The organism is Caballeronia sp. LZ016, assembly GCF_031450805.1.
Lineage (GTDB): Bacteria > Pseudomonadota > Gammaproteobacteria > Burkholderiales > Burkholderiaceae > Caballeronia.
Genome location: NZ_JARTVY010000004.1, coordinates 367,114 through 386,093 on the forward strand (window position 1 = coordinate 367,114; position 18,980 = coordinate 386,093).

At 63.2% G+C, this 18,980-nt stretch carries 19 protein-coding genes and 1 pseudogene; 2 read left to right on the forward strand and 18 right to left on the reverse strand.

The genetic code is table 11. The features are described from left to right. Window positions 1-4: 4 nt before the first annotated feature. From P9220_RS22190 to P9220_RS22205, 4 genes are all read right to left on the reverse strand, one after another. Complete coding sequence (locus tag P9220_RS22190) at window positions 5-1,234, reverse strand: acyltransferase (RefSeq protein ID WP_309767738.1); 1,230 nt, start codon at window positions 1,232-1,234, stop codon at window positions 5-7. 69 nt (window positions 1,235-1,303) lie between these two features. Continuing rightward, a complete protein-coding gene (locus P9220_RS22195; RefSeq protein WP_309767740.1) occupies window positions 1,304-2,050 on the reverse strand; it encodes a glucose 1-dehydrogenase in 747 nt (248 codons plus the stop codon). 97 nt (window positions 2,051-2,147) lie between these two features. Beyond that, window positions 2,148-3,281: a GMC family oxidoreductase gene (locus tag P9220_RS22200; RefSeq protein ID WP_309767742.1), complete on the reverse strand. Its 1,134-nt coding sequence runs from the start codon at window positions 3,279-3,281 to the stop codon at window positions 2,148-2,150. A gap of 230 nt (window positions 3,282-3,511) precedes the next feature. After that, complete coding sequence (locus P9220_RS22205; protein ID WP_309767744.1) at window positions 3,512-4,840, reverse strand: fatty acid--CoA ligase family protein; 1,329 nt, start codon at window positions 4,838-4,840, stop codon at window positions 3,512-3,514. 68 nt (window positions 4,841-4,908) lie between these two features. Between P9220_RS22205 and P9220_RS22210 the strand changes: the two genes are divergently transcribed. Both P9220_RS22210 and P9220_RS27100 read left to right on the forward strand, forming a co-directional pair. Continuing rightward, window positions 4,909-5,115 (forward strand): hypothetical protein, encoded by a 207-nt coding sequence (locus P9220_RS22210; protein WP_309767746.1) that lies wholly within the window; start codon window positions 4,909-4,911, stop codon window positions 5,113-5,115. A gap of 378 nt (window positions 5,116-5,493) precedes the next feature. After that, the gene (locus P9220_RS27100; protein ID WP_404980322.1) at window positions 5,494-5,613 is read left to right on the forward strand and encodes a hypothetical protein; all 120 of its coding nucleotides are present in this window, start codon (window positions 5,494-5,496) and stop codon (window positions 5,611-5,613) included. Between the two features lie 51 nt (window positions 5,614-5,664). Here the strand turns inward: P9220_RS27100 and P9220_RS22220 are convergent. The 14 genes and pseudogenes from P9220_RS22220 to P9220_RS22285 all read right to left on the reverse strand — a co-directional run. Beyond that, a pseudogene (locus P9220_RS22220) lies at window positions 5,665-6,004 on the reverse strand (IS110 family transposase); the annotation flags it as partial. Window positions 6,005-6,315: 311 nt separating this feature from the next. Next, window positions 6,316-6,945 carry a DAK2 domain-containing protein gene (locus P9220_RS22225; RefSeq protein ID WP_309767748.1) on the reverse strand — a complete coding sequence of 210 codons (630 nt, stop codon included), beginning with the start codon at window positions 6,943-6,945 and terminating at the stop codon, window positions 6,316-6,318. Window positions 6,946-6,958: 13 nt separating this feature from the next. After that, the gene (locus tag P9220_RS22230) at window positions 6,959-7,969 is read right to left on the reverse strand and encodes a dihydroxyacetone kinase subunit DhaK (RefSeq protein WP_309767750.1); all 1,011 of its coding nucleotides are present in this window, start codon (window positions 7,967-7,969) and stop codon (window positions 6,959-6,961) included. Between the two features lie 35 nt (window positions 7,970-8,004). Further along, the gene (locus tag P9220_RS22235) at window positions 8,005-9,006 is read right to left on the reverse strand and encodes an ABC transporter permease (RefSeq protein WP_309767753.1); all 1,002 of its coding nucleotides are present in this window, start codon (window positions 9,004-9,006) and stop codon (window positions 8,005-8,007) included. Then, window positions 9,003-10,538, reverse strand: coding sequence for a sugar ABC transporter ATP-binding protein (locus P9220_RS22240; RefSeq protein WP_309767755.1), 1,536 nt, complete (start codon window positions 10,536-10,538; stop codon window positions 9,003-9,005). The genes P9220_RS22235 and P9220_RS22240 overlap by 4 nt, the downstream gene beginning before the upstream one ends. A 55-nt stretch (window positions 10,539-10,593) precedes the next feature. Continuing rightward, window positions 10,594-11,703 carry a sugar ABC transporter substrate-binding protein gene (locus P9220_RS22245; protein ID WP_309767756.1) on the reverse strand — a complete coding sequence of 370 codons (1,110 nt, stop codon included), beginning with the start codon at window positions 11,701-11,703 and terminating at the stop codon, window positions 10,594-10,596. Between the two features lie 58 nt (window positions 11,704-11,761). Further along, window positions 11,762-12,430 carry a class II aldolase/adducin family protein gene (locus P9220_RS22250; RefSeq protein WP_309767758.1) on the reverse strand — a complete coding sequence of 223 codons (669 nt, stop codon included), beginning with the start codon at window positions 12,428-12,430 and terminating at the stop codon, window positions 11,762-11,764. Continuing rightward, complete coding sequence (mtnA, locus tag P9220_RS22255) at window positions 12,427-13,506, reverse strand: S-methyl-5-thioribose-1-phosphate isomerase (RefSeq protein ID WP_309767760.1); 1,080 nt, start codon at window positions 13,504-13,506, stop codon at window positions 12,427-12,429. The genes P9220_RS22250 and mtnA overlap by 4 nt, the downstream gene beginning before the upstream one ends. A gap of 11 nt (window positions 13,507-13,517) precedes the next feature. Further along, complete coding sequence (gene mtnK / locus P9220_RS22260; protein ID WP_309767761.1) at window positions 13,518-14,786, reverse strand: S-methyl-5-thioribose kinase; 1,269 nt, start codon at window positions 14,784-14,786, stop codon at window positions 13,518-13,520. Between the two features lie 46 nt (window positions 14,787-14,832). After that, entirely contained in the window at window positions 14,833-15,528 is a 696-nt protein-coding gene (locus P9220_RS22265) for a GntR family transcriptional regulator (protein WP_309767764.1), read from the reverse strand. A gap of 417 nt (window positions 15,529-15,945) precedes the next feature. Next, window positions 15,946-16,497, reverse strand: coding sequence for an Ohr family peroxiredoxin (locus tag P9220_RS22270; RefSeq protein WP_309767766.1), 552 nt, complete (start codon window positions 16,495-16,497; stop codon window positions 15,946-15,948). A gap of 20 nt (window positions 16,498-16,517) precedes the next feature. Further along, window positions 16,518-17,279 (reverse strand): SDR family oxidoreductase, encoded by a 762-nt coding sequence (locus P9220_RS22275; RefSeq protein WP_309767768.1) that lies wholly within the window; start codon window positions 17,277-17,279, stop codon window positions 16,518-16,520. Window positions 17,280-17,453: 174 nt separating this feature from the next. Further along, on the reverse strand, window positions 17,454-18,452 hold the full coding sequence (locus tag P9220_RS22280) for a LysR substrate-binding domain-containing protein (RefSeq protein ID WP_309767770.1): 999 nt from the start codon (window positions 18,450-18,452) through the stop codon (window positions 17,454-17,456). A gap of 118 nt (window positions 18,453-18,570) precedes the next feature. Further along, window positions 18,571-18,966, reverse strand: coding sequence for a cupin domain-containing protein (locus P9220_RS22285; protein ID WP_309767773.1), 396 nt, complete (start codon window positions 18,964-18,966; stop codon window positions 18,571-18,573). Between the last annotated feature and the right edge of the window lie 14 nt (window positions 18,967-18,980).

An 18,980-nucleotide genomic window follows, 5' to 3' on the forward strand; every position in this document is an offset into this window, starting at 1 on the left:
ATCGCTATTTGCCTCGATTGTAGGCCGCTTCTGGGTTTGACGAAGAGTGAATCGCATTCGACACTTCGCGCTGCATAATCGAAGCGGAAAGCCGTTTTCCGCGCGCAATCATCGGCACTTCGACGAATCGATGCAGGCACTCTGTCACCACGATGACCAACGCCAGCATCAGTAGCGTGTACTCGAGCCAGAGATTCTGCGCGATCGGGATTTGCCGGGCGCGCGCGTAACGAAACATCAGCTCCGTCGTGAGATAGAACATGGGCAGGTGCACAAGGTAAAGCGTGTATGAACGCTTGCCAATACAGTCCAGTATCGCTTGTAGCAGCCGCGGAAAGCTGACCAGATCTGCCTCGCAGATCGCCATGAATACCAATAACACAGACAGGATAGAAACTACCGGAATCAACAGCGTATTGCTGAAGTCAAGAGCGGTAATTGAACCCAACACCAACGACAGAAGAAGCGCGAGAGCGCACCCAGCATGGCGGCGCCGGCCCAAGCTCACGCGCAAGGAAGCAAACCAAGGTCGTGTCGATGCGAAATACAGCAGGCATCCGTAGATCAAGCCGTCACAACGGGTTTGGGTGTAGAAAAACACCTTGATCGGGTCCGAGAGCGAATACGGCCTGAGGAAGAACGATATAAAAGCGAGCAGCCCAACCAGGATCACGACGCGCCAGCGTAGAGTCCAGACTGAAATCATGAACAGCGGAAAAATCAGATAGAACTGTTCCTCGACCGACAAACTCCAGAACGGGGCGAGCGGCACGCCCTGCGCGATTTTGTTGTCAGGCAACCAAAAATTGAACGTGTAAGTGAAGATGCTGAGTGCTGCCTGAACGTTGTATGTCGAGTCGGCAAAATACTGCCCTTCGTTGAGAAGCGCACCACACAGGATCACGATCGCTACGACGCACCAAGCGACCGGCATGATACGAAAAATGCGCCGCACATAGAACATCTTCACATACGCGGCGAGCGCATTTGGCCTGTGCCGCAAGGAGTCCAGCCCGCCCACGAGCGTGCGTGAAATGATGTAGCCGGAGATGACAAAGAAGAGATCGACACCCGCCCATGCGTTGCCGAGCAGATCTGCGAGGCTGGCTGGGCGTGCGTAGTGCATGGTGAAGCTCCACGGGTAAAAAACCTGGTGGAAGTGGACATAGAACGTCAGAAGCGCGGCAATTGCGCGCAGACGATCGAGTTCAAGGTTTCGCGGGGTGCCGCTCATTGGCTACCTCTGGATAACAGAATGCTGGATCGGAGCAATCGCTGCGCGCTCATCGGCACGCATGTGAAATTAAAGCTTTGTGCCACCGTCGACCTGTACGATGTCGCCGTTGACCCAGCGGGCTCCTTCTGATGTCAGAAAGACGACGACGTCGGCGATATCTTCGGGCTGTGCAATTCGCTTGAGCCCTTGCAAACCTAGTACGAACTTGCGTCCTTCTGCCGTGCGCACGAAACTCGACATGTCCGTATCAACGACGCCCGGTGCGACGCCATTTACCCGTATCGACCGTTGCGCTAAGGCATGGGCGAAGTGCTTCACCAGTGTGTCGACAGCGCCTTTCGTCGCCGCGTAAGCCGAAATGTCGCCGACCGGCGAGCGTGATGCAAGCGACGATAGGAGCACGATGCTCCCTCCTTCCCGCATGATCGGTTCGAGTTGTTGTATAAGGAAGTAAGGCGCGCGGACGTTGATGGCCATCAACCGGTCAAAGTCTTCGATACGGGTGTCGCGAAGCAGCGCGGAATGTGCGATACCGGCGTTTGCGACAAAGATGTCCAGCGATCCGTCAAAATAGCGGCAAGCTCGTTCGGCGAGAGCGTGTGGGCTGGCGGGATTCGTGAAATCACTCGCAAAAGACTCGGCGCGCCCCCCCGTTTTCCGTATCTCGGCGACGACCTCATGGGCCGCTTCCGCATCCCGTCCGTAGTGGATCAATACGTTCGCGCCACGCAGCGCTAGCGCAATGGCTGTTGCGCGGCCGATGCCTCGCGAGGCGCCGGTGATAAGCGCGTTCTTGTTCGAGAAATCAGACATGATTCTGCTCCCTGTCTATGTGGTGAGCCGGCTATGAGTCGGCTTCGATTTGCGGCTCGTGCAGGTGATGGCGAATTCGCCCGGATTGGAGGCGCGCCTACCCGGTAAGCTGCTGGGCAGCGAGTTGCGCGATCGTCAGCACGGAAGCGTGCACATTGACGGCCGGGACTTCGGGTATCACGGAGGCGTCTACGATGCTTAGTCCTTCGACGCCGCGCACACGGAAGTGACCGTCGACTGCACTCGAGCGCGGATCGCTGCCCGCGGAGCACGTCCCGACCAGATGCAAACCGCACGCCGCGTTTGCCGCGACGAACGCTTGCTTGTCTGCGCGCGTTCGCAGCGGCATGTCGGTCGCAATTGAACTGTAGAACTCGCGCATGCTCGTGCCGGCGCCGATTTCCAGTGCACGGTCCAAACCCGCCACCATGTTGTCCTGGTCTATCCGATCACCAAGGTAGTTGGGATCGATGCGAAGCGGCACCCTCGGGTCGGCGGTGACGAGCCGCACTTGGCCTCGGCTTCGCGGCTTCGCGAGAAAAGGAATCACCGCGTAGCCACCGCCGGCGGGCACCGTCGAGGAACCGAAGGGATATTGCATGCCAGCCACTTGGATATCGGGTGGTGCTGTCTGCGAGCCGCCGTAGTACGCCATCGTTGATACACCGTTTGACACCAGCGGTGCGATGTTGCGTCTCGATCTGAACAACACGCTCAACAGCACATGGTCCTGCAGTCCGCTGCCGACCATTGGCATATCCTGCCGAACCTGGATGCCCAGCGGCGCCAGTTGCTCCGCTGGACCAAAGCCCGACAGCATGAGCAACTGAGGCGTCGCACACGCCCCCATACAGACAAGCGTGCGTCGTGTCGCCATGATGCGGGCCACGCTACTACCAGCTGTCAGTTCGATGCCAAGGCACGTCGTGCCCTGCTGCAGCAGTCTCGTCACGAGGGCGCCCGTCAGCACTTTCAGGTTGGGGCGCACAAGCGCGGGCACGAGAAACGCCTCCGCAGGGCCAGACCGTGCACCCTCCGGCGTTGCATTAACTTCGGTGACCCCCACACCGTCGAGCGGCCCGCCAGCGTTCAGCGAGATCGATCTCAGTCCGGTGGCGATGCTCGAGGCCATGTAGGCTGCGGTAAGTGGATGCTTGTCAGCATATCCGATGCGACCACGCGCCGGCATCCGCTCAGCGCTGCAACGACGGCCGTGACTCCGGCGCCGCATCCGATCTCGAGGAGCGCTCCGCCCCGCGGATATGGAAGCAGGCGCGTGAAGATTCCTGTCGACTGAAAATGCGTGGGCGGAAAGACGTCCGGATAGACGAGGAAACGGCGCCCTTCATACGTGTAGTTCGACAACTGCTGGGTATTCGCCGCATCTAACCGTTGCCGAACCGACGCGACAGCCTCGGACATAAAAGCTTGGTTTTTCATCTGGTCTCCGTAAGGATCTCGTCAATGCAAGTCTGTGTGCGCGGAAGCAGCCTCGCTCCCCGGCCACGCGAGGTGCAGCACGCCCGTATCTGCGTGGACATCGTGCGAGGTCCGCCGGAGCATGGGCGGAATGGCGCTCCGCACGAGCCGTTTGAGCACCTTGCCGGTCGCGCCCAGCGGAAGGACAGCTAGGCTACGCAGGATCGCCACTGCGATCGCTTCATCCGTCAGGGCCACGCCCTGCGCCTCGAGTTCGTGGTGCAATGCTGCGCGCACACGATTCGCGATCAAATGCGGCCTCTCATCTGTCTTTTGGTCGGTTAGAACCAACGCGCACAGCAAGGGGAGCTTCCCATCCTGGTCATCGACCCCGACCACCGTCACATCGCACACGCCGTCCACCTGCTGCATGGCTTCCTCTAGAAGAAGCGTGTACAGCGGGCCCGACGGCGACGAGATGACGTCCACTTCGCGGTCGATCTGGAAGTAATTTCCGTCCTTGCAGTAGGCGATGTCGCCAGTCAGAAAATAGCCGTCGCGCCAGGATCCCGAGGTCCGTTCGGGCGAGAGCCAGTAACCAGAGGTAATCGTGGGTGCGCGCACGCCGAGCAGCCCGACCTGGCCCGGCGCCATTTCTTGGCCGGTTGTGGGGTGGAGAATCTTTGCCATCGCCATCTCCACAGGCCGTCCAATCGAGCGCCGCGGCGCGAGCGCGCCGGTAGTTGATTCGCTGCGGAAGAGCGCCATGCCCAATTCGGAACTGCCGAAAGCGTCGATGAAGCGCGAGTGTGGCGCGCCCTTCAGAATCTGCCGCGTATGACTCTGATGCGCGGCATCGCCCATACTGAACCAGCGACGCACCGAAGCGAACTCTCCGTCGGCAACGCCGCCTTCCACTAGCTGCACGTAAGTCTTCGGGAAGGCCACGACAACCGTTGGCGCGAACGCGCGAATTGCCTCGCCAACGATCGGACCATCCTGCGTATCCATCACATAAGTCGGAATGCCGTGCAAGGTCGCAGTTTCAAGATGGCTGATTGCTGCTGAATGCGATTGAGGCAGTGCGCTGAGCAAGCGTTCGTCGCGGCTTTCAGCAAAGCGCCCGATGCGCGCCCTCTTGCCCATGAAAAACTGACGGTGCTCGAATCGTACAGCCTTTGGCACACCGGTCGTGCCCGACGTGTGGCTCAGCATGACGAGAGTCGAATCCTCCGGCGCGACAGGCCACCAATCGGGCATGGCTGAATCCACCCTCAGCCGTAGTGGCGGCGTATCGAGCATGCCTGGTTCGCGTCCATGCAGGTCAACCAGTTGCGCGGGATGCGCTACGAGTTCAGGGTCGTGTTGCATCGAGGCCGTCGTGCATCAACTGACGCTGCTGAAGTTGCACTGGCTCACATGCGGACGAGTTGACGGCCATGCAGCTGAACAGCCTGCGCGATCAGCTCTCACGACTGCGCGCGCTCGACGAGCAGAGCGGGCGGATCGAGCAGCGCATTCTCGACTGGCGATGGCGACGCATCTCTGAGATTCCTGGCGTCGGTGTGCTGACGGCGCCCGCTGCGGTGTCGGACCCTGGACAGGCAAGACATTTCGATCCGGGCGCGAATCCGTTGCATATCTGAGCTTCCTGTCACGACAGAACCGCTCGGGAGGCAAGGTAAAGCTCGGCGCGATCAGCAACAGGTTGGACAGCACCGAGGCAAGCCTGAAACATTACTCGGACATCGAGTCCGCCTTCTAGATCAGGACCTTTGCGGCGAAACCCATCGGGGCCGGCGGGCACGCCCGCGATCGAGTGCGGATATGAGTCTGCAACCACCCTTATCGCCGCACGATTTGCAGATGGGAGGCGACCTGATGATGCGACTGGCAGCCGCCCGGCAACAGAACCGGCTCCGCGAAATCTTCAATCGCGCGGTTACTGGATCTAGCTGCTGGTCGTCGACGAAATCCGCTATGTGCTATTCCGGCGCGCGGAGGCGAAGCTCTAATTCAACGTAGTGGCGAAACGCTACGCGCGCGGTTCGATCCTCTCGACCAGTCACCTGCCATTCATGCAACGGGCAACAGCGTTCGCCGACGACCAGACACTGACGGCAGCGATGCGCGACCGGTCTTGACATCACGCGCATAGCGCGCAAATCAGTGGCGGGAACCCAAACCTGTTGCGGGCGTATTCGGTGCATCGCCAGCATCGCCTGCTGATCTACGGCCTTGGCGGTTACAAGCCGCATGCTGGGACGCTGGGCGGCCTCTCCAATCGCCGCAGCGTCGGCCGCGTCGTTCGTGTTCGACTTCACGAATGGCCGTACGGACTGGGCCGCGATCAGCCAGCCGGACGTCGTGGCGAAGCCGCGCCAAGCCCTTGTGCCCGGTGATGGGCCCTGCCGCAGGCCTCCATGACGACACGGCTAGCGGCAATTTGTTTCGGATCGCGCCAGTCTCTGGCTGATCCTAATGAATGTGTGGAGCGTGCGTGACCAGATCGATGGCAATGGTTATGGGTTTCATCTGGTTCTACTTGACGGCTGGGACGCCCAACCAGCAAAGTCGCATGCTCTGGACGCGAGACTGCCGCACCCGTTAAGGCGAGAGGCGACCATTTCTTTTCGAAAGCTCTGCCGATCTGTCAAATCGACGCTAGTCTCACTCTATCGAACGGAAACGAGTCCTCGCAGAACCCGCTCCGACGAGCCCGCAACGCCGGCGACCTCCCATCCCCCAAACAAACCCAACGCCGCCATCCCACATCGAAAGCTCGATGAGCTCGGTATCCCAAATCGGCGCCGGGCATACCGCCTCTGACGCCGTCCATCCGGCCTTCACGCTTCCTGATCCACCACCTTGCGCAACGCTTCCAGAAAGCGCACGTAAGCCGTTGCGCCCGGATCGGGATGGCCGATGCTGCGTTCCTGCACCCACGCCGCGCGACCCTTCTGCGACTGCATCTTCGCGGTTTCGGCGACGCGCTCGCTCGCCGTCGCGATCATCGCGTCGAGTACATCGGCCGCGCTTCCCTGCGATGCTTCGAGTACGTCGAGACTCGGCACCAGCGCATCGAGCACGGTCTTGTCGCCGACATTGCTCTTGCCGCGCTCGATGATGCGCGCCGCCATCGCCCGCCCGATGCCGAGCACATCCTCGCGGCCGATGCCGGTCTTCCCCTGCATCGTTTTCGCGGCAGCGAGCAGTCCGCCGCCCACCAATGCCGCGAACGTCGATGGATTGGCCGTCGAAAACGCCTTCCCCGCCGCGAGCAGCACGTCGCCGACGCTCGCCTCGTCCGGCAACGCGCCGATGGCCTTCACGACCGCTTCCGACCCCGCGCGCACCGTGATGCCGAGATCGCCATCGCCGAGCGCGGCGTCGAGGTCGCGCAACTCGTCGGCATGCGTGGGAAGCGCACTCAACGCGCGGCTCAGAACGTCGATCAATTGCTTCGTCGTCATCATTTCGTGATCCTCATCATGCACGCGTGCCTTCACGAAAGAACGGCGAATGCGCCGGCGCGGCCAGCAGCGCTTCAAGCTCGTCGTCGAGCAGCATCACCGTGATCGATGCGCCCGCCATCTCCAGGCTCGTCACGTACTCGCCGACATACGACCACGCGACCGTCAGCCCGTCGCCGTCGATGATCTTCGCCGCACGCCGGTACAGCAGATACAGTTCCTCGAGCGGCGTCGCGCCGAGTCCGTTCACGAGCAAGGCAAGACGCGAACCCTTCGGCGCGGCGAGATCGTCGAGAATCTGGCGCATCAGGTCGTCCGCGATCGCATCGGCCGATTGCAGCGCGCCGCGATGCGTGCCCGGTTCGCCATGGATGCCGATGCCGATCTCCATCTCGCCATCGGGCAGCGTGAAGGTCGGCTTGCCCGCTGCAGGCAGGATCGTCGGGGACAGCCCCACGCCCATCGTGCGGCAGTTCGCATTGGCCTTTGCGCAGATGCGTGCGACTTCATCGAGCGAATCGCCGCGCTCGGCCGCCGCGCCCGCGCACTTGAACGCGAACACCATGCCTGCCACGCCGCGCCGGTCGGCTGCGCGTTCCTTCGGCGCCGATGCCACGTCGTCCGTCAGCACGACGGTCTCGATGTCGATGCCTTCCGCATCCGCGAGGTCGGACGCGAGATCGAAGTTCAGGACGTCGCCGCCATAATTGCCGTACACGTACAGCACGCCCGCGCCGCCGTTCACGCCTTTCGTCGCTTCCAGAATCTGCTCGGACGACGGCGACGAGAACACGTTGCCCACCGCCACGCCGCCGCACAGACCTTCGCCCACGTAGCCCAGGAAGCCCGGCATATGGCCCGAGCCGCCGCCCGTCACGATGCCCACGCGGCCTTCCTTCGGCGCATCGGCGCGAACCAGTGCGCGCTTGTCCGCGTTGGCCGCCTTGATCCATTTCGGATGCGCGAGCAGCAGCGCATCGATGATTTCGTCGACGAAGGTTTCCGGGTTGTTGATGATCTTCTTCATTCTGGTGTCTCCGTTATTTGCGTGGATGGCGGGCGTCAAAGCTTCCTGCGCTGGCTCAGTGCGTCGAGCAGCACCGCCGCGAAAATCACGCCGCCCTGAATAAACTGCGTCCAGAACGGGTTCACGCCGAGCAGCGACAGACCGACGTTGATGACCCCGATCAGCACGACGCCGATGAACGTGCCGACGATCGATCCGCGTCCGCCCGCGAGCGACGTGCCGCCGATCACGATGGCCGCGATCACCTGAAGCTCGAGCCCGTTGGCCGCCGAGGGCAATGCGGAGTTCAGACGCCCCGCGAGCACGATGCCCGCGATCGCCGCCGTGACACCCGCGAGCATGTACGTGAAAAAGACAACGCGCCGCACCGGAATGCCCGCGAGCCGCGCGGCCTCCTGATTGCCGCCGACCGCGAAGACCTGATGGCCGAACGTCGTCTTGCGCAGCAGCACATGGCCGATGACGAACACGACGAGCATCACGATCATCGGCATCGGCAGGCCCGCGATCGCCTTCGCGCCGAAGACGGTGAACGCGTTCGGGAAGTCGAACTTGGTGCGGCCGTCGGAAATGGCGAGCGTGAGGCCGCGCGCCATCGCCATCGCGGCGAGCGTGACGATGAAGGGCACGAGCCGCAGCCATGAAATCGCGAAGCCGTTGATCGCCCCGACCGCCGCGCCTGCCGCCAGCGCAATGAAAAGTCCGCCGATGCCGAGACCGACCGCATCCGGGCTCGACCCGGCCATGAACGTCGCCGCGACCATGCCGCTCAGCGCGACGAGCGACCCGACCGACAGATCGATGCCCGACGTGATGATGACGAAGGTGCCCCCGACCGCCGCGATGCCCACGACGGACACCTGCACCATGATGTTGGTGAGCGTGCTCGTCGTCAGAAATTCGGGCGATGCGATCGACAACGCCACGCAGATGATGACGAGCGCGGCGAACAGTGGCCCGATGCCGCTTCTCAGTTGACGGATCACGCGGCGCGACAGCGCTTCGGTGTCCGCCCGGTTGGCTGCCGTGGATGTCATGCGCCTGCTCCTGTCGTTGCCCACTGAATCACTGTTTCGGAGTCCGCCTTGTCGCGGGCGATTTCGGTCACGATGCTGCCGCGATACATCACGAGCACGCGATCCGACATGCCGAGCAGTTCCGGCAACTCCGAACTCACCATGATGACCGCCGCGCCCGCGCGCGCCATCCTCACCATATGCGCGTAGATTTCGGTCTTTGCGCCCACGTCGATGCCGCGCGTCGGTTCATCGAGCATGATGACGGCGGGATTTGTCGCCGTGGCGCGGCCGAGAATGACCTTCTGCTGATTGCCGCCCGAGAGCGTGCCCGTGATCTGCAGCACCGACGACGCGCGCACGCCGAAACGCGTGCTCGCATCCTGCGCGAGCTTGCGCTTTCGCGCGCCCCGCACGAAGCCGCCGCTCGCCAGCGCCTTCAGGCTCGAGAGCGCAATGTTCTCTTCGATGCTGGCGTCGAGCACGAGCCCTTCGAGCTTGCGATCCTCCGACGTATACACAAGCCCGTGGCGCACGCCCTCTGTCGGCGAATGATTCGATACTGTCCTGCCCCTCACGGCGATCTCGCCGTGCGTCGCGGGCAGCGCGCCGAAGATCGTCTTCAGCAATTCCGTGCGTCCCGCGCCCGCGATGCCCGCAATGCCGACGATCTCCCCGGCGCGCACGGTGAAGCTCGCGTTGCGCAGAAGCGGCGCGCTCGCGAGGTTGCGCACGTCGAGCACGACGTCGCCATACTCGCGCGGCTCCCACGGATAGAACGACTCGAGATTGCGCGCGACCATCGCCTGCACGAGTTCGGCTTCGGTCCATTCGGACATGGGACGCGCGCCGACCGTCGCGCCATCGCGCATCACGACCGCCGAATCCGCCAGCTCGAAGACTTCTTCCAGATGATGCGAGATGAAGATGATGCCCATGCCCTCTTCGCGCAATCGCCGCACGACCGCGTAGAGGTTTTCTATGTCGTGGCTCTGGAGCGCGGCGGTCGGCTCGTCCATCACGAGGATGCGGGCATCGCGCGCAATCGCCTTCGCCACTTCCACGAGTTGCCGCTTGTTGAGCGGCAGGTCGCCGAGACGCATCCACGGCGGCACGTTGTCGAGACCCACCCGCGCGAGCGCCTCGCGCGCCATCGCATGGGCCTCGCGCTGTCTGACGAAGCCGCGCTTCGCCGGCATGCGCCCGAGAAAGAGATTCTCGGCAACCGTCATGTCGTTGATGAGCGACAGCTCCTGATAGATGACGGCCACGCCCGCGTCGATCGCCGCATTCGTGCCGCGCGCAAGCGGCCTGCCGTCGATTTCGATGTTGCCTTCGTCCGGCTCGTAAGCGCCCGAGAGCGTCTTCACGAGCGACGACTTCCCCGCGCCGTTCTCGCCGACGATGGCCATCACGTGACCGGCGTGCAGTTCGAGACTGACGCCGCGCAGCGCCTTCACGCCGGGAAAGCTCTTGACGATGCCCTGCATGCGCAGCAGCGGCGCCTTCGTGCCGGAAGGCATGCGCGCGAGCGCTTCGGTTTCGACTGTCATGTTCGCATTCCGCTCGCGGCCGCGCGCTTGCTGCACGCGCGGCCGCCGGTTGGCCTTACTGCTTCACTTCCTCGGACCACAGGCCATATTGCTTGACCGCATCCGAGTCGATGTTGGACTTGTCGATGAGCATCGTGGGCCACGCATAGTTCGCGGGCACGTCCTTCTTGCCGTTGTAGTCCGCGATGAACTGCAGCGACTTCGCCGCCATCTTGATGGGGTTCTGCGAGATGGTCGCGTCCTGCTTGCCCGCGCGGATCGCCGAGAGCGCCTGTGCGGTTCCGTCCGCACCGATCACCATGATGTGCGCCTTGTCGTCGAGCGGCTTGTAGCGTCCCGCGTTGTCGATGGCCTTCTCCGCGCCGACGGTGTTGTCGTCGTTCGCGCCGAACACCGCGTCGATCTGCGGATACTTCTGCAGGATATTGGTCATCGCGTTGAGCGACTTCTCCTGATCGAACGCGCCTTCCTGACGTGCGACCACCTTGATGTCCGGATACTTCGCAATCTCATCGCTGAAGCCCTTCTCGCGGTCGGTCGCCGCCGTGGTGCCGACGAGACCGATCAGGTCGACGACGTTGCCCTTCTCCGACCCGTATCGCTTCTTCAGTTGCTCCGCGATCCACTTCGCGGCTGTCTGGCCGAGCGCGACGTTGTCCGATGCGACGAAGGACGTCACCTTGCCGCCGTCCGATCCGCGATCGAGCGTGAAGACCGGGACGTTCATCTGGTTCGCCTTCTCGACCGCCGGAATGATCGCCTTCGAATCGATCGGATTCAGCACGAGCGCGGTCACGCCCTGGCTCAGCAGGTTCAGCGCATCGTTGACCTGCTGTTGCGCATCGCCGTTCGCGTTGGTTTGAACCAGGTCGAAGTTCTGATCCTTCGCGCCGCGTTCCACGCCGGCCTTCAGGCCCACGAAGAACGCATTGTTCAACGTCGCGATCGAGAAGCCGATCTTTGGCTTGCTGCCGCTCGCCGCAGCCGCCGCTGGCGCGCTCGCCGGTGCGCTTGCGCTGTCGCTCGCGCTTTTCGCGGAACTGCTGCCCGACGACGCGTTCTCGCTCTTGTTGCATCCCGCGAGCGCCGCTGCGCACAGCAGCAACGCGCCGGTTGATTTGCCGAAGCTGCCCCAACTATCGAACCGTGCTGAACTCCAGGCCATCACTGTCTCCTTTGTACGAGTTGTTCATTGCAGTTAGCTTGATGTCTTGTCGCCGATTTCATTCATCCTTGCTGCGCTTGCCGTACGTCTTGAATCTCTCCAGCACTTCATCCATCTGCTCGTTCGACAGCACCGGCGGCGCGCCCAGTTGCAAGGCCAGCAGGTATTGCCTCGCGAGCACTTCGACTTCATGCGCGAGCCACACGGCCCCCGACAGATCCGCCCCGAGCGCGACGACACCGTGATGCGCAAGCAGACATGCGCGCCGTCCTGCGAGCGCGGCGAGCGCATGGTCCGACAGCGCCTGCGTGCCGAAGAGCGCATACGGCGCGCAGCGAATCGATGTTCCGCCCGCGGCGGCCACCATGTAATGCACGGCCGGAATCTCGCGGCCGTGAATGGCGAGCGCCGTTGCCGCCGTCGAATGCGTGTGCACGACCGCATGCATGTCCGGGCGCGCGCGCAGCAGATCGCGATGAATGCGCCATTCCGATGAAGGCCGTTGCACGCGTAGCGCGTCGTCGCCGTCGCATACATCGAGCGGCAGATAGACGATGCTCGCCGCGCTCAGTTCGCGTGCCGGAACGCCGCTCGGCGTGATGAGCAAGCCATCGCGAAAGCGTGCGCTGACGTTGCCCGATGTGCCCTGATTGATGCCGAGCCGCTCCATTTCGAGCGCCGTTTCGACGATGCCCTGTCGCAGTTCAGCTTCATTCACGGCGCTCATGCGGCGTTGCCTTCGGCGGCAAAGAGGCGTTTCAGCGATCGTTCGAACGGCGCCTTCACGATGCCGCGCTCGGTGATGAAGCCGGTGACGAGCTCGTGCGGCGTCACGTCGAAGGCGGGATTGCGGGCCTTGATGTGCTCGGGCGCGACCCGCTGCCCCGCGAGATGCGTGACCTCCGTGCCGGAGCGTTCCTCGATTTCGATGCGCTCCCCCGTCGCCGACGAGAAGTCGAGCGTCGAGGACGGGCACGCGACATAGAACGGGATGCCGTAATGGCGCGCGGCGATGGCGAGCCCGAGCGTGCCGATCTTGTTCGCGAAGTCGCCGTTCGCGGCCACCCGGTCCGTGCCGACGATGACGAGATCGACCAGCCCCTGAGACATGATCGACGCGGCCGCGCCATCCATGATGAGCGTGACGTCCACGCCCGCCTGCTGCAACTCGAAAGCCGTGAGGCGCGCGCCCTGCAGCAGGGGGCGCGTTTCATCGGCGAAGACGCTGAACGCGATGCCCGCGCGATGCGCCGCATAGATCGGGGCCGTGGCCGTGCCGAGACCGGTCGTCGCGAGCGCACCCGCGTTGCAGTGCGTGAGCACGCCGTTGCCCTCGCCGATCAGCGACATGCCATGCACGCCTATGCCTTCGCACAAGGCGATGTCCTCTTCGTGGATGCGCCTCGCTTCATCGACGAGCACGTCGTACAGCACGGCGGAGTCCTGCGTATCGCATTCGCGCGCGCGGCTCGTCATGCGCCGCAGACTCCAGCTCAGATTCACAGCCGTGGGCCGCGCGGTGTCGAGCCATGCGGCGCGCCGTTCCAGTTCCGCGCGAAACTGCGCCACCGGCAACGCGCGCGCATCCTGCATCGCGACGCAAAGTCCGTATCCCGCCGCAACACCAATGGCCGGCGCGCCGCGCACGCGCAGTTCGTGAATGGCGCGCCACACAGCGGCGGCATCGGCGACATGCTCCACGACGATCTCGTGCGGCAGGCGCGTCTGGTCGAGCAGCAGCAGCTTGCCGTCACGCCATTCGATGGTCGGCGCCAGCGTCGGCAACAGGGTCTGCGAATTCATTGAGGCTCCGGTCAGCGTTGTGCGAGGGCATCGCGCGCCATGTCGCGCGCGAGCAGGACGACGTGTTCGATATCGGTCAGCGCGGCGCGCTGCACGAGCAACGCTTCGGCGCAGCGCAGGCAGCGCACTTCGATCTGCGCACGCAGGTCCGCATCGGGAATGCGCGTGATCTCCGCGACCTTCGCCATGCCGACGATGCGCCGGATCATCTTGCAGCCCGCGAAGCCCAGCGTGTCGGCGAGCAGCCGCCGCATGAAGTGGGCGCGATATGCTTCGGCCGCGCGGCCGTCCGCCGATCCGCCGATGAACGGCCGGCCGCTGCGGCTCTCGTGATCGCGCCACAGCGCGAGGAACTTCGCGCTGAAGCCGTTCCAGATGCGCGTGATCTGTTCGAGCAGCCATTCCTGATACGCGACGGGATCGCCGCCATCGAGGCGGCCGTGATAGTCACGCGAAAAATAGGCGAGCAGAAGATTCGCGATCAGCGCGCCGATGTCGAATCCCATCGGCCCATAGAAAGCGAACTCCGGGTCGATCACATACGTCTCGCGCTCGTTGACCATGATCGAGCCGGTATGCAGATCGCCGTGCAGCAAGGTCTCCGCATGATTCATGAAGGCCCACTTCATGTCTGCCGCAGCGCTGCGCAAGGCGCCGTTCGTGCGCAGCCGCTCGAGCGCGGACTTCGGCAGGGCGGCGCTGTAGACATTCGAGGGATGCGCTTCGAACGGGAACGTGAAGACCAGGTCCTCGGTGATCTTGCATAGCTCCGCGTTGACGGCCGCGGCCACTGCCTGTTTCTTGATGTCGGGTGCGAGATACAGGTCGGAGCCGAAAAACAGCGTCTGCGCGAGATAGGTCGACAGATGCTCGGCCATCAGCGGATAGGTGACGCCATCGATCAATCCCTGCCGCAGAATGCGATGCGAGGAGAGATGCTGCATGACCATCAGATAGCGCTTTTCGTCGGCGTGATAGACCTGTGGCACATGCTGCGGACAGAGTGCGCCGAAGCGGCGCAACGCCGCGACCTCATGGTCCATGCGCTGACACGATAGCGGCCAGTTCTTGCCGACGAGCCGCAGGAACGGTGGCGCCTGCTTGACGACGACGCTGCGCTCGCGCGCCTTCGCATTGGTCACGAAGTACACGAAGTTGAGATTGCCGTCGCCGACTTCGACGATCTCCAGATCGGCGGGATCGCCCAGACGGGCGCGCAGCTCGGCGATGCCGCCCAGGTAATCGGCAAGCGCCGATGCGGTGAATGCTTCGAACTCCATCGGTGTCTCCTCCGATGTGTTGCAAAGCGCAAGCCATCGACACGCTTCAGCGACGTTTGCGCACCAGATCGAACTTGAAGATGCTCGTGTTGTAGTAGTCGTTGCTATAGCAAAGCGGCTGGCCGCTCTGATCGAAATCCACTTCGTCCAGCAGCAAGAACAGACCGAAGCCGTCGCCCAGTTCGGGCAGATCGCGCGGCGTGAGAATGGTCGGCTGTATCGACGTATGCGTATGCGACAGACGCCGCCCGGTACGCGCGAACATGCCGAACAGCGATTCGCCCAGCTCACCGTCCGCGGCATCGAACAACGTCTTCGGGATGGTGTCGATGCAGTACGCGGCGATCGCGTCGTCGGCGCGGCGCACGCGCTCGATGCGAACGCATGCGTCGCCCGCTTCGATGCCGAGCTTCTCCGCGAGACTCTCCGACGCCGCGATGGTGTCAATCTGGATGCGACTCGTCGACGGCACTGCGCCGACGCTCTTGATCATGTCGGTCACGGACATCAGATCATCCAGCCCGCCTTGCAGCTTGAGCGAAATTTGTCTGATGAAGGTACCCCTGCCTTGCACGCGTTCGAGCAGTCCATGCGAAATCATCTGCGCGACCGCCTCGCGCAAACTGGAACGTCCGACGCCCAGCAACTCACACAATTCTATTTCCGTGGGAATCTGGTCGCCCGGTTTCAGCTTGCGCTCGCGAATCATCGTGAGTAGCGAATCCTGAATCTTGTCGCTCATCGAACGTTCGACGCTTAGACGCATGGTGCTCTCGCAAGTGGCCCGGCGTCAAATATACATCAGACGTCTGATGTATTTCTTGGGATTTTCCCGTATGCGGTTGCTTTTAAACCCAGGCGTTTTCTCTCGCGGGCGCAGCAATTCCATGAGTGAGTTGCTCGCTCCGCCTGAGTTGCGCGCTTGTCGCAACGCAATAACTCACTCCCTTATCGTTAAAGAAAGAGCGCGGTAAAACACACTCTTGCAGGCGCAGAAATGATTCGGTGTGAAGGGCGGCAGAGCGCGGACTGGCGAGTGAGCAGTGGAAGATACCGAAGCGGTTCTATCCGGAGACGACGATTAGAAAGCAGTTTGGCGGTTGTGAAGGCGGCAGCAGGTCGATGATTGGGCGCGACCAAGTGGCGAAGCAGACCGCCTTCAGCCCTCACGCCGCCCGGCACTTGCAATCCACCCGGCATCGGGCAATGCCTCATCGGGCGATGCGAGCCTCACCACATTCACGATGCCCTGCCGCGCCATCTTCGCGTATGGGCAGAATCGTTCGGTGTTGCGGACCAGCGCCCTCGCGAGTTCGCGCTCGACGCCCGGCAGATGCACGCAGATATCGGCTGCGAGCATGAAGAGGCCGTCCATCGGATCGCGTGAGAAGCTGATCGTCGCCACGACCGCGGCGCTTTTTATTTCGATGCCTTCCCTGGCCGCCAGAAGCGTCAACGCGCCGTGAAAGCACGCCGCGTAACCGGCGGCGAAAAGCTGCTCGGGATTCGTGCCGCCGCCGGGCCCGCCGAGTTCGGCAGGCAGACGCAGATGCACGTCGAGGTTGCCGTCATCCGAGCGGGCGATGCCCGAGGCGCGGCCGTGCCCGGCCTCGCCGCCCGAGACGGTAACGGAGGTCGAGTACAGTTCGCGCGGGTCCTGGCCGTGAAACTTGTCGAGCAGCGACGCGGGCGGCGGACGCAAGGGATTCATGACGACGGCTCTCGCTCCGGTCAGCGCGCGGCAACGGCACGCGAGCGGGCGAACCACGCATCGAAACCTGTGCTGCCAAGCCGCGGATTCGCGCCCGGCACGAGCGTATCGTCGTTCAGTCGTGCGCCGAAGTAGCGTGCTTGCTCGTCCTCGATGGCCTTGCGCCCATCGCCGGTTGCGGTCAGATAGCGCTGAACCAGGTCCACGAGCCGCATCCCCTCGGGCCCGGCTACTTCGACGACGCCGTTGATCGGTGCGGCGAGCGCGTAGTCCGCGACGGCCAGCGCGATATCGTCGGATGCGATCGGCTGGATGTCGGCAGGCGGAAGACGCACCGTATCGCCATCGGCCCCTGCTTGCGCAATCCCGCCGACGAACTCGAAAAACTGCGTCGAACGCACGATCGTGTACGGCACGCCGGATTCGCGAATCAGCGCCTCTTGCGCGATCTTGCCGCGAAAGTAGCCGCTTTCTTCCAGCCGGTCGGTGCCGACCACCGACAGGGCGACGTGATGACCGACGCCCGCGGCCTTCTCTGCGGCGCAGAGATTGCGGCCCGATGTCTGAAAGAACGCGAGGACTGCATCGTCTTCGAAGGACGGCGAGTTGGCGACATCCACGACGACGTGTGCGCCTGCCAGCGCATTTGCGAGACCTTCGCCCGTGACGGTGTTCACACCCGATGCAGGCGATGCCGCGATGGTTTCATGGCCACGCGCGCGCAAATGCTCGACGACCTTCGCGCCGATGAGTCCGCTACCGCCAATGACGACGATTTTCATGGTGTTTCCCTCTATGACTTCGCAGCGGCACGAAGCCGCGGCCGCGCCGCGTGATTGCGCCGCACCTGTTGCCGGAGCGCGCTTGCGAGCGGCCACCGTACGGGATGAATCGTAGGCGCCGGATGAGCGGTCCGGAAGACGCGCGCGAGGACTCGCACTGTTGACGACGCGGCATCAATCGGCCGGGGCGGCCGGCGGCAACGCAGTGAGGAAATCGAGGTCGAGCGCGCGTATGTGCTCCGTCATGTAGTCGACGACCACGCGGATGCGCGCCGGCAGATGCTTGCGGCTGAGATAGCAAACGTAGTGGCCGCGGTCGTCGGGCGCATCTTGCGCAAGACACGTGACGAGGCGTCCGTCGCGTAACGCGTCACAGACCTGAAACGCCGCAAGCTGCGCGATGCCCTGCCCCGCGTTGACCGCCTGCAGTACGAGCTCCGGGCAGTTGAACGTGTGATATGCGCCCGGCATGACCTTATGAGGACGGCCGTCGACCTTGAACTCCCACTCGGCGATGCGTCCGGACGCCGTCCGCAAGTTGATGCAGCGATGTCCGCCGAGTTCGCCGACGTTGCGCGGCAAGCCGTGCTCGCTTGCGTATCCGGGCGATGCGCAGACGAGCATCTGCATCGGGATGAGCTGTCGTGCAACGATCTGACTGTCTTCCATGCGGCCATCGCGGAAGGCCACATCGACCCGGTCCGTCGTGAAGTTCACGGGGTGATCGTCGAGCAGAAGTTCGAGCGATATGTCGGGGTACGCTTCGTGGAATCCGTGCAGGAGCGGCGCGACGATGGCGCGTCCGAAGCACGTCGTCGAACAGATGCGCAGGCGGCCTCGGGGCGGGCCGTTGCGCAGTTCGCGCATCTCTTCCAGTGCCTGGACGATCCGCTCCACGCCCGGATGGCAATGCTCATAGAAGAGTTCGCCTTCCCGCGTGAGCGATGTGCTGCGCGTGGTCCTCAGAAAGAGCCGCGCGTCGAGTTGCGCTTCGAGCTTCTGAACGTTCCGGCTGACGGCGGAGCGGCCGATACCCAGCCGGTCGCCGGCCTTGGCGAAACTGCCCTCGCTCGCCACGGCAAGGAAGGCGACCACGCCCGCGTAGCTCGTTGCGAAGCTGCTGGCGAGCGAATCGTCGCGGGTCGGCGAAGACGTAGTTGAGGTGAATGACATGATTTGCCCGAATCGAAGGAAGCACATCCACAAGACGTTCGATGCGGGCAAGTTGTGACACCGCCCGCCATTTTTTCCGTGGCGGGCGGGTTGGAGGATCGGCGCCGTGCTCAGGGCGTCATTTCACGGGCGTGAGCACAGGCGCCTTCTCGTCTTTCAGCAACAGGACGAGAAACCTGGCCGGCTCCTTGTCGCTTGCATTGCGGCCAACCGTATGAACATCGTTCGGGCCTTCATAGAAGGTTTGTCCGGGCGTCAAGGTGACTTCCTTGCCTCCCCTGACGCCCATGACGATCGATCCCTCCAGCACATAGATGAAGCCATGCGCCCGATGCACATGGACCGGGTCCACCGCGCCCGGCGGATAGTCCACCGTGATCATCAATGCTTCCTTGCCGGGATAGTCGGGCAACGGCTTTTCCAGCACCGGCGTGACGACCGCTTCGGGCGCGGCGTGCGCAAGCGGCGCGCAGCTCATCAGCGCGAAATACGCGAATTTCCTGAGTGCGGACATTGGCTTCTCCTTTC

Bases quoted from the DNA above. Each gene is read 5' to 3' on its own strand.
- P9220_RS22190 (WP_309767738.1), bottom strand. From the start codon at position 1,234: ATGAGCGGCACCCCGCGAAACCTTGAACTCGATCGTCTGCGCGCAATT.
- P9220_RS22195 (WP_309767740.1), bottom strand. From the start codon at position 2,050: ATGTCTGATTTCTCGAACAAGAACGCGCTTATCACCGGCGCCTCGCGA.
- P9220_RS22200 (WP_309767742.1), bottom strand. From the start codon at position 3,281: ATGCGGCGCCGGAGTCACGGCCGTCGTTGCAGCGCTGAGCGGATGCCG.
- P9220_RS22205 (WP_309767744.1), bottom strand. From the start codon at position 4,840: ATGCAACACGACCCTGAACTCGTAGCGCATCCCGCGCAACTGGTTGAC.
- P9220_RS22210 (WP_309767746.1), top strand. From the start codon at position 4,909: ATGCAGCTGAACAGCCTGCGCGATCAGCTCTCACGACTGCGCGCGCTC.
- P9220_RS22225 (WP_309767748.1), bottom strand. From the start codon at position 6,945: ATGATGACGACGAAGCAATTGATCGACGTTCTGAGCCGCGCGTTGAGT.
- P9220_RS22230 (WP_309767750.1), bottom strand. From the start codon at position 7,969: ATGAAGAAGATCATCAACAACCCGGAAACCTTCGTCGACGAAATCATC.
- P9220_RS22235 (WP_309767753.1), bottom strand. From the start codon at position 9,006: ATGACATCCACGGCAGCCAACCGGGCGGACACCGAAGCGCTGTCGCGC.
- P9220_RS22240 (WP_309767755.1), bottom strand. From the start codon at position 10,538: ATGACAGTCGAAACCGAAGCGCTCGCGCGCATGCCTTCCGGCACGAAG.
- P9220_RS22245 (WP_309767756.1), bottom strand. From the start codon at position 11,703: ATGGCCTGGAGTTCAGCACGGTTCGATAGTTGGGGCAGCTTCGGCAAA.
- P9220_RS22250 (WP_309767758.1), bottom strand. From the start codon at position 12,430: ATGAGCGCCGTGAATGAAGCTGAACTGCGACAGGGCATCGTCGAAACG.
- mtnA (WP_309767760.1), bottom strand. From the start codon at position 13,506: ATGAATTCGCAGACCCTGTTGCCGACGCTGGCGCCGACCATCGAATGG.
- mtnK (WP_309767761.1), bottom strand. From the start codon at position 14,786: ATGGAGTTCGAAGCATTCACCGCATCGGCGCTTGCCGATTACCTGGGC.
- P9220_RS22265 (WP_309767764.1), bottom strand. From the start codon at position 15,528: ATGAGCGACAAGATTCAGGATTCGCTACTCACGATGATTCGCGAGCGC.
- P9220_RS22270 (WP_309767766.1), bottom strand. From the start codon at position 16,497: ATGAATCCCTTGCGTCCGCCGCCCGCGTCGCTGCTCGACAAGTTTCAC.
- P9220_RS22275 (WP_309767768.1), bottom strand. From the start codon at position 17,279: ATGAAAATCGTCGTCATTGGCGGTAGCGGACTCATCGGCGCGAAGGTC.
- P9220_RS22280 (WP_309767770.1), bottom strand. From the start codon at position 18,452: ATGTCATTCACCTCAACTACGTCTTCGCCGACCCGCGACGATTCGCTC.
- P9220_RS22285 (WP_309767773.1), bottom strand. From the start codon at position 18,966: ATGTCCGCACTCAGGAAATTCGCGTATTTCGCGCTGATGAGCTGCGCG.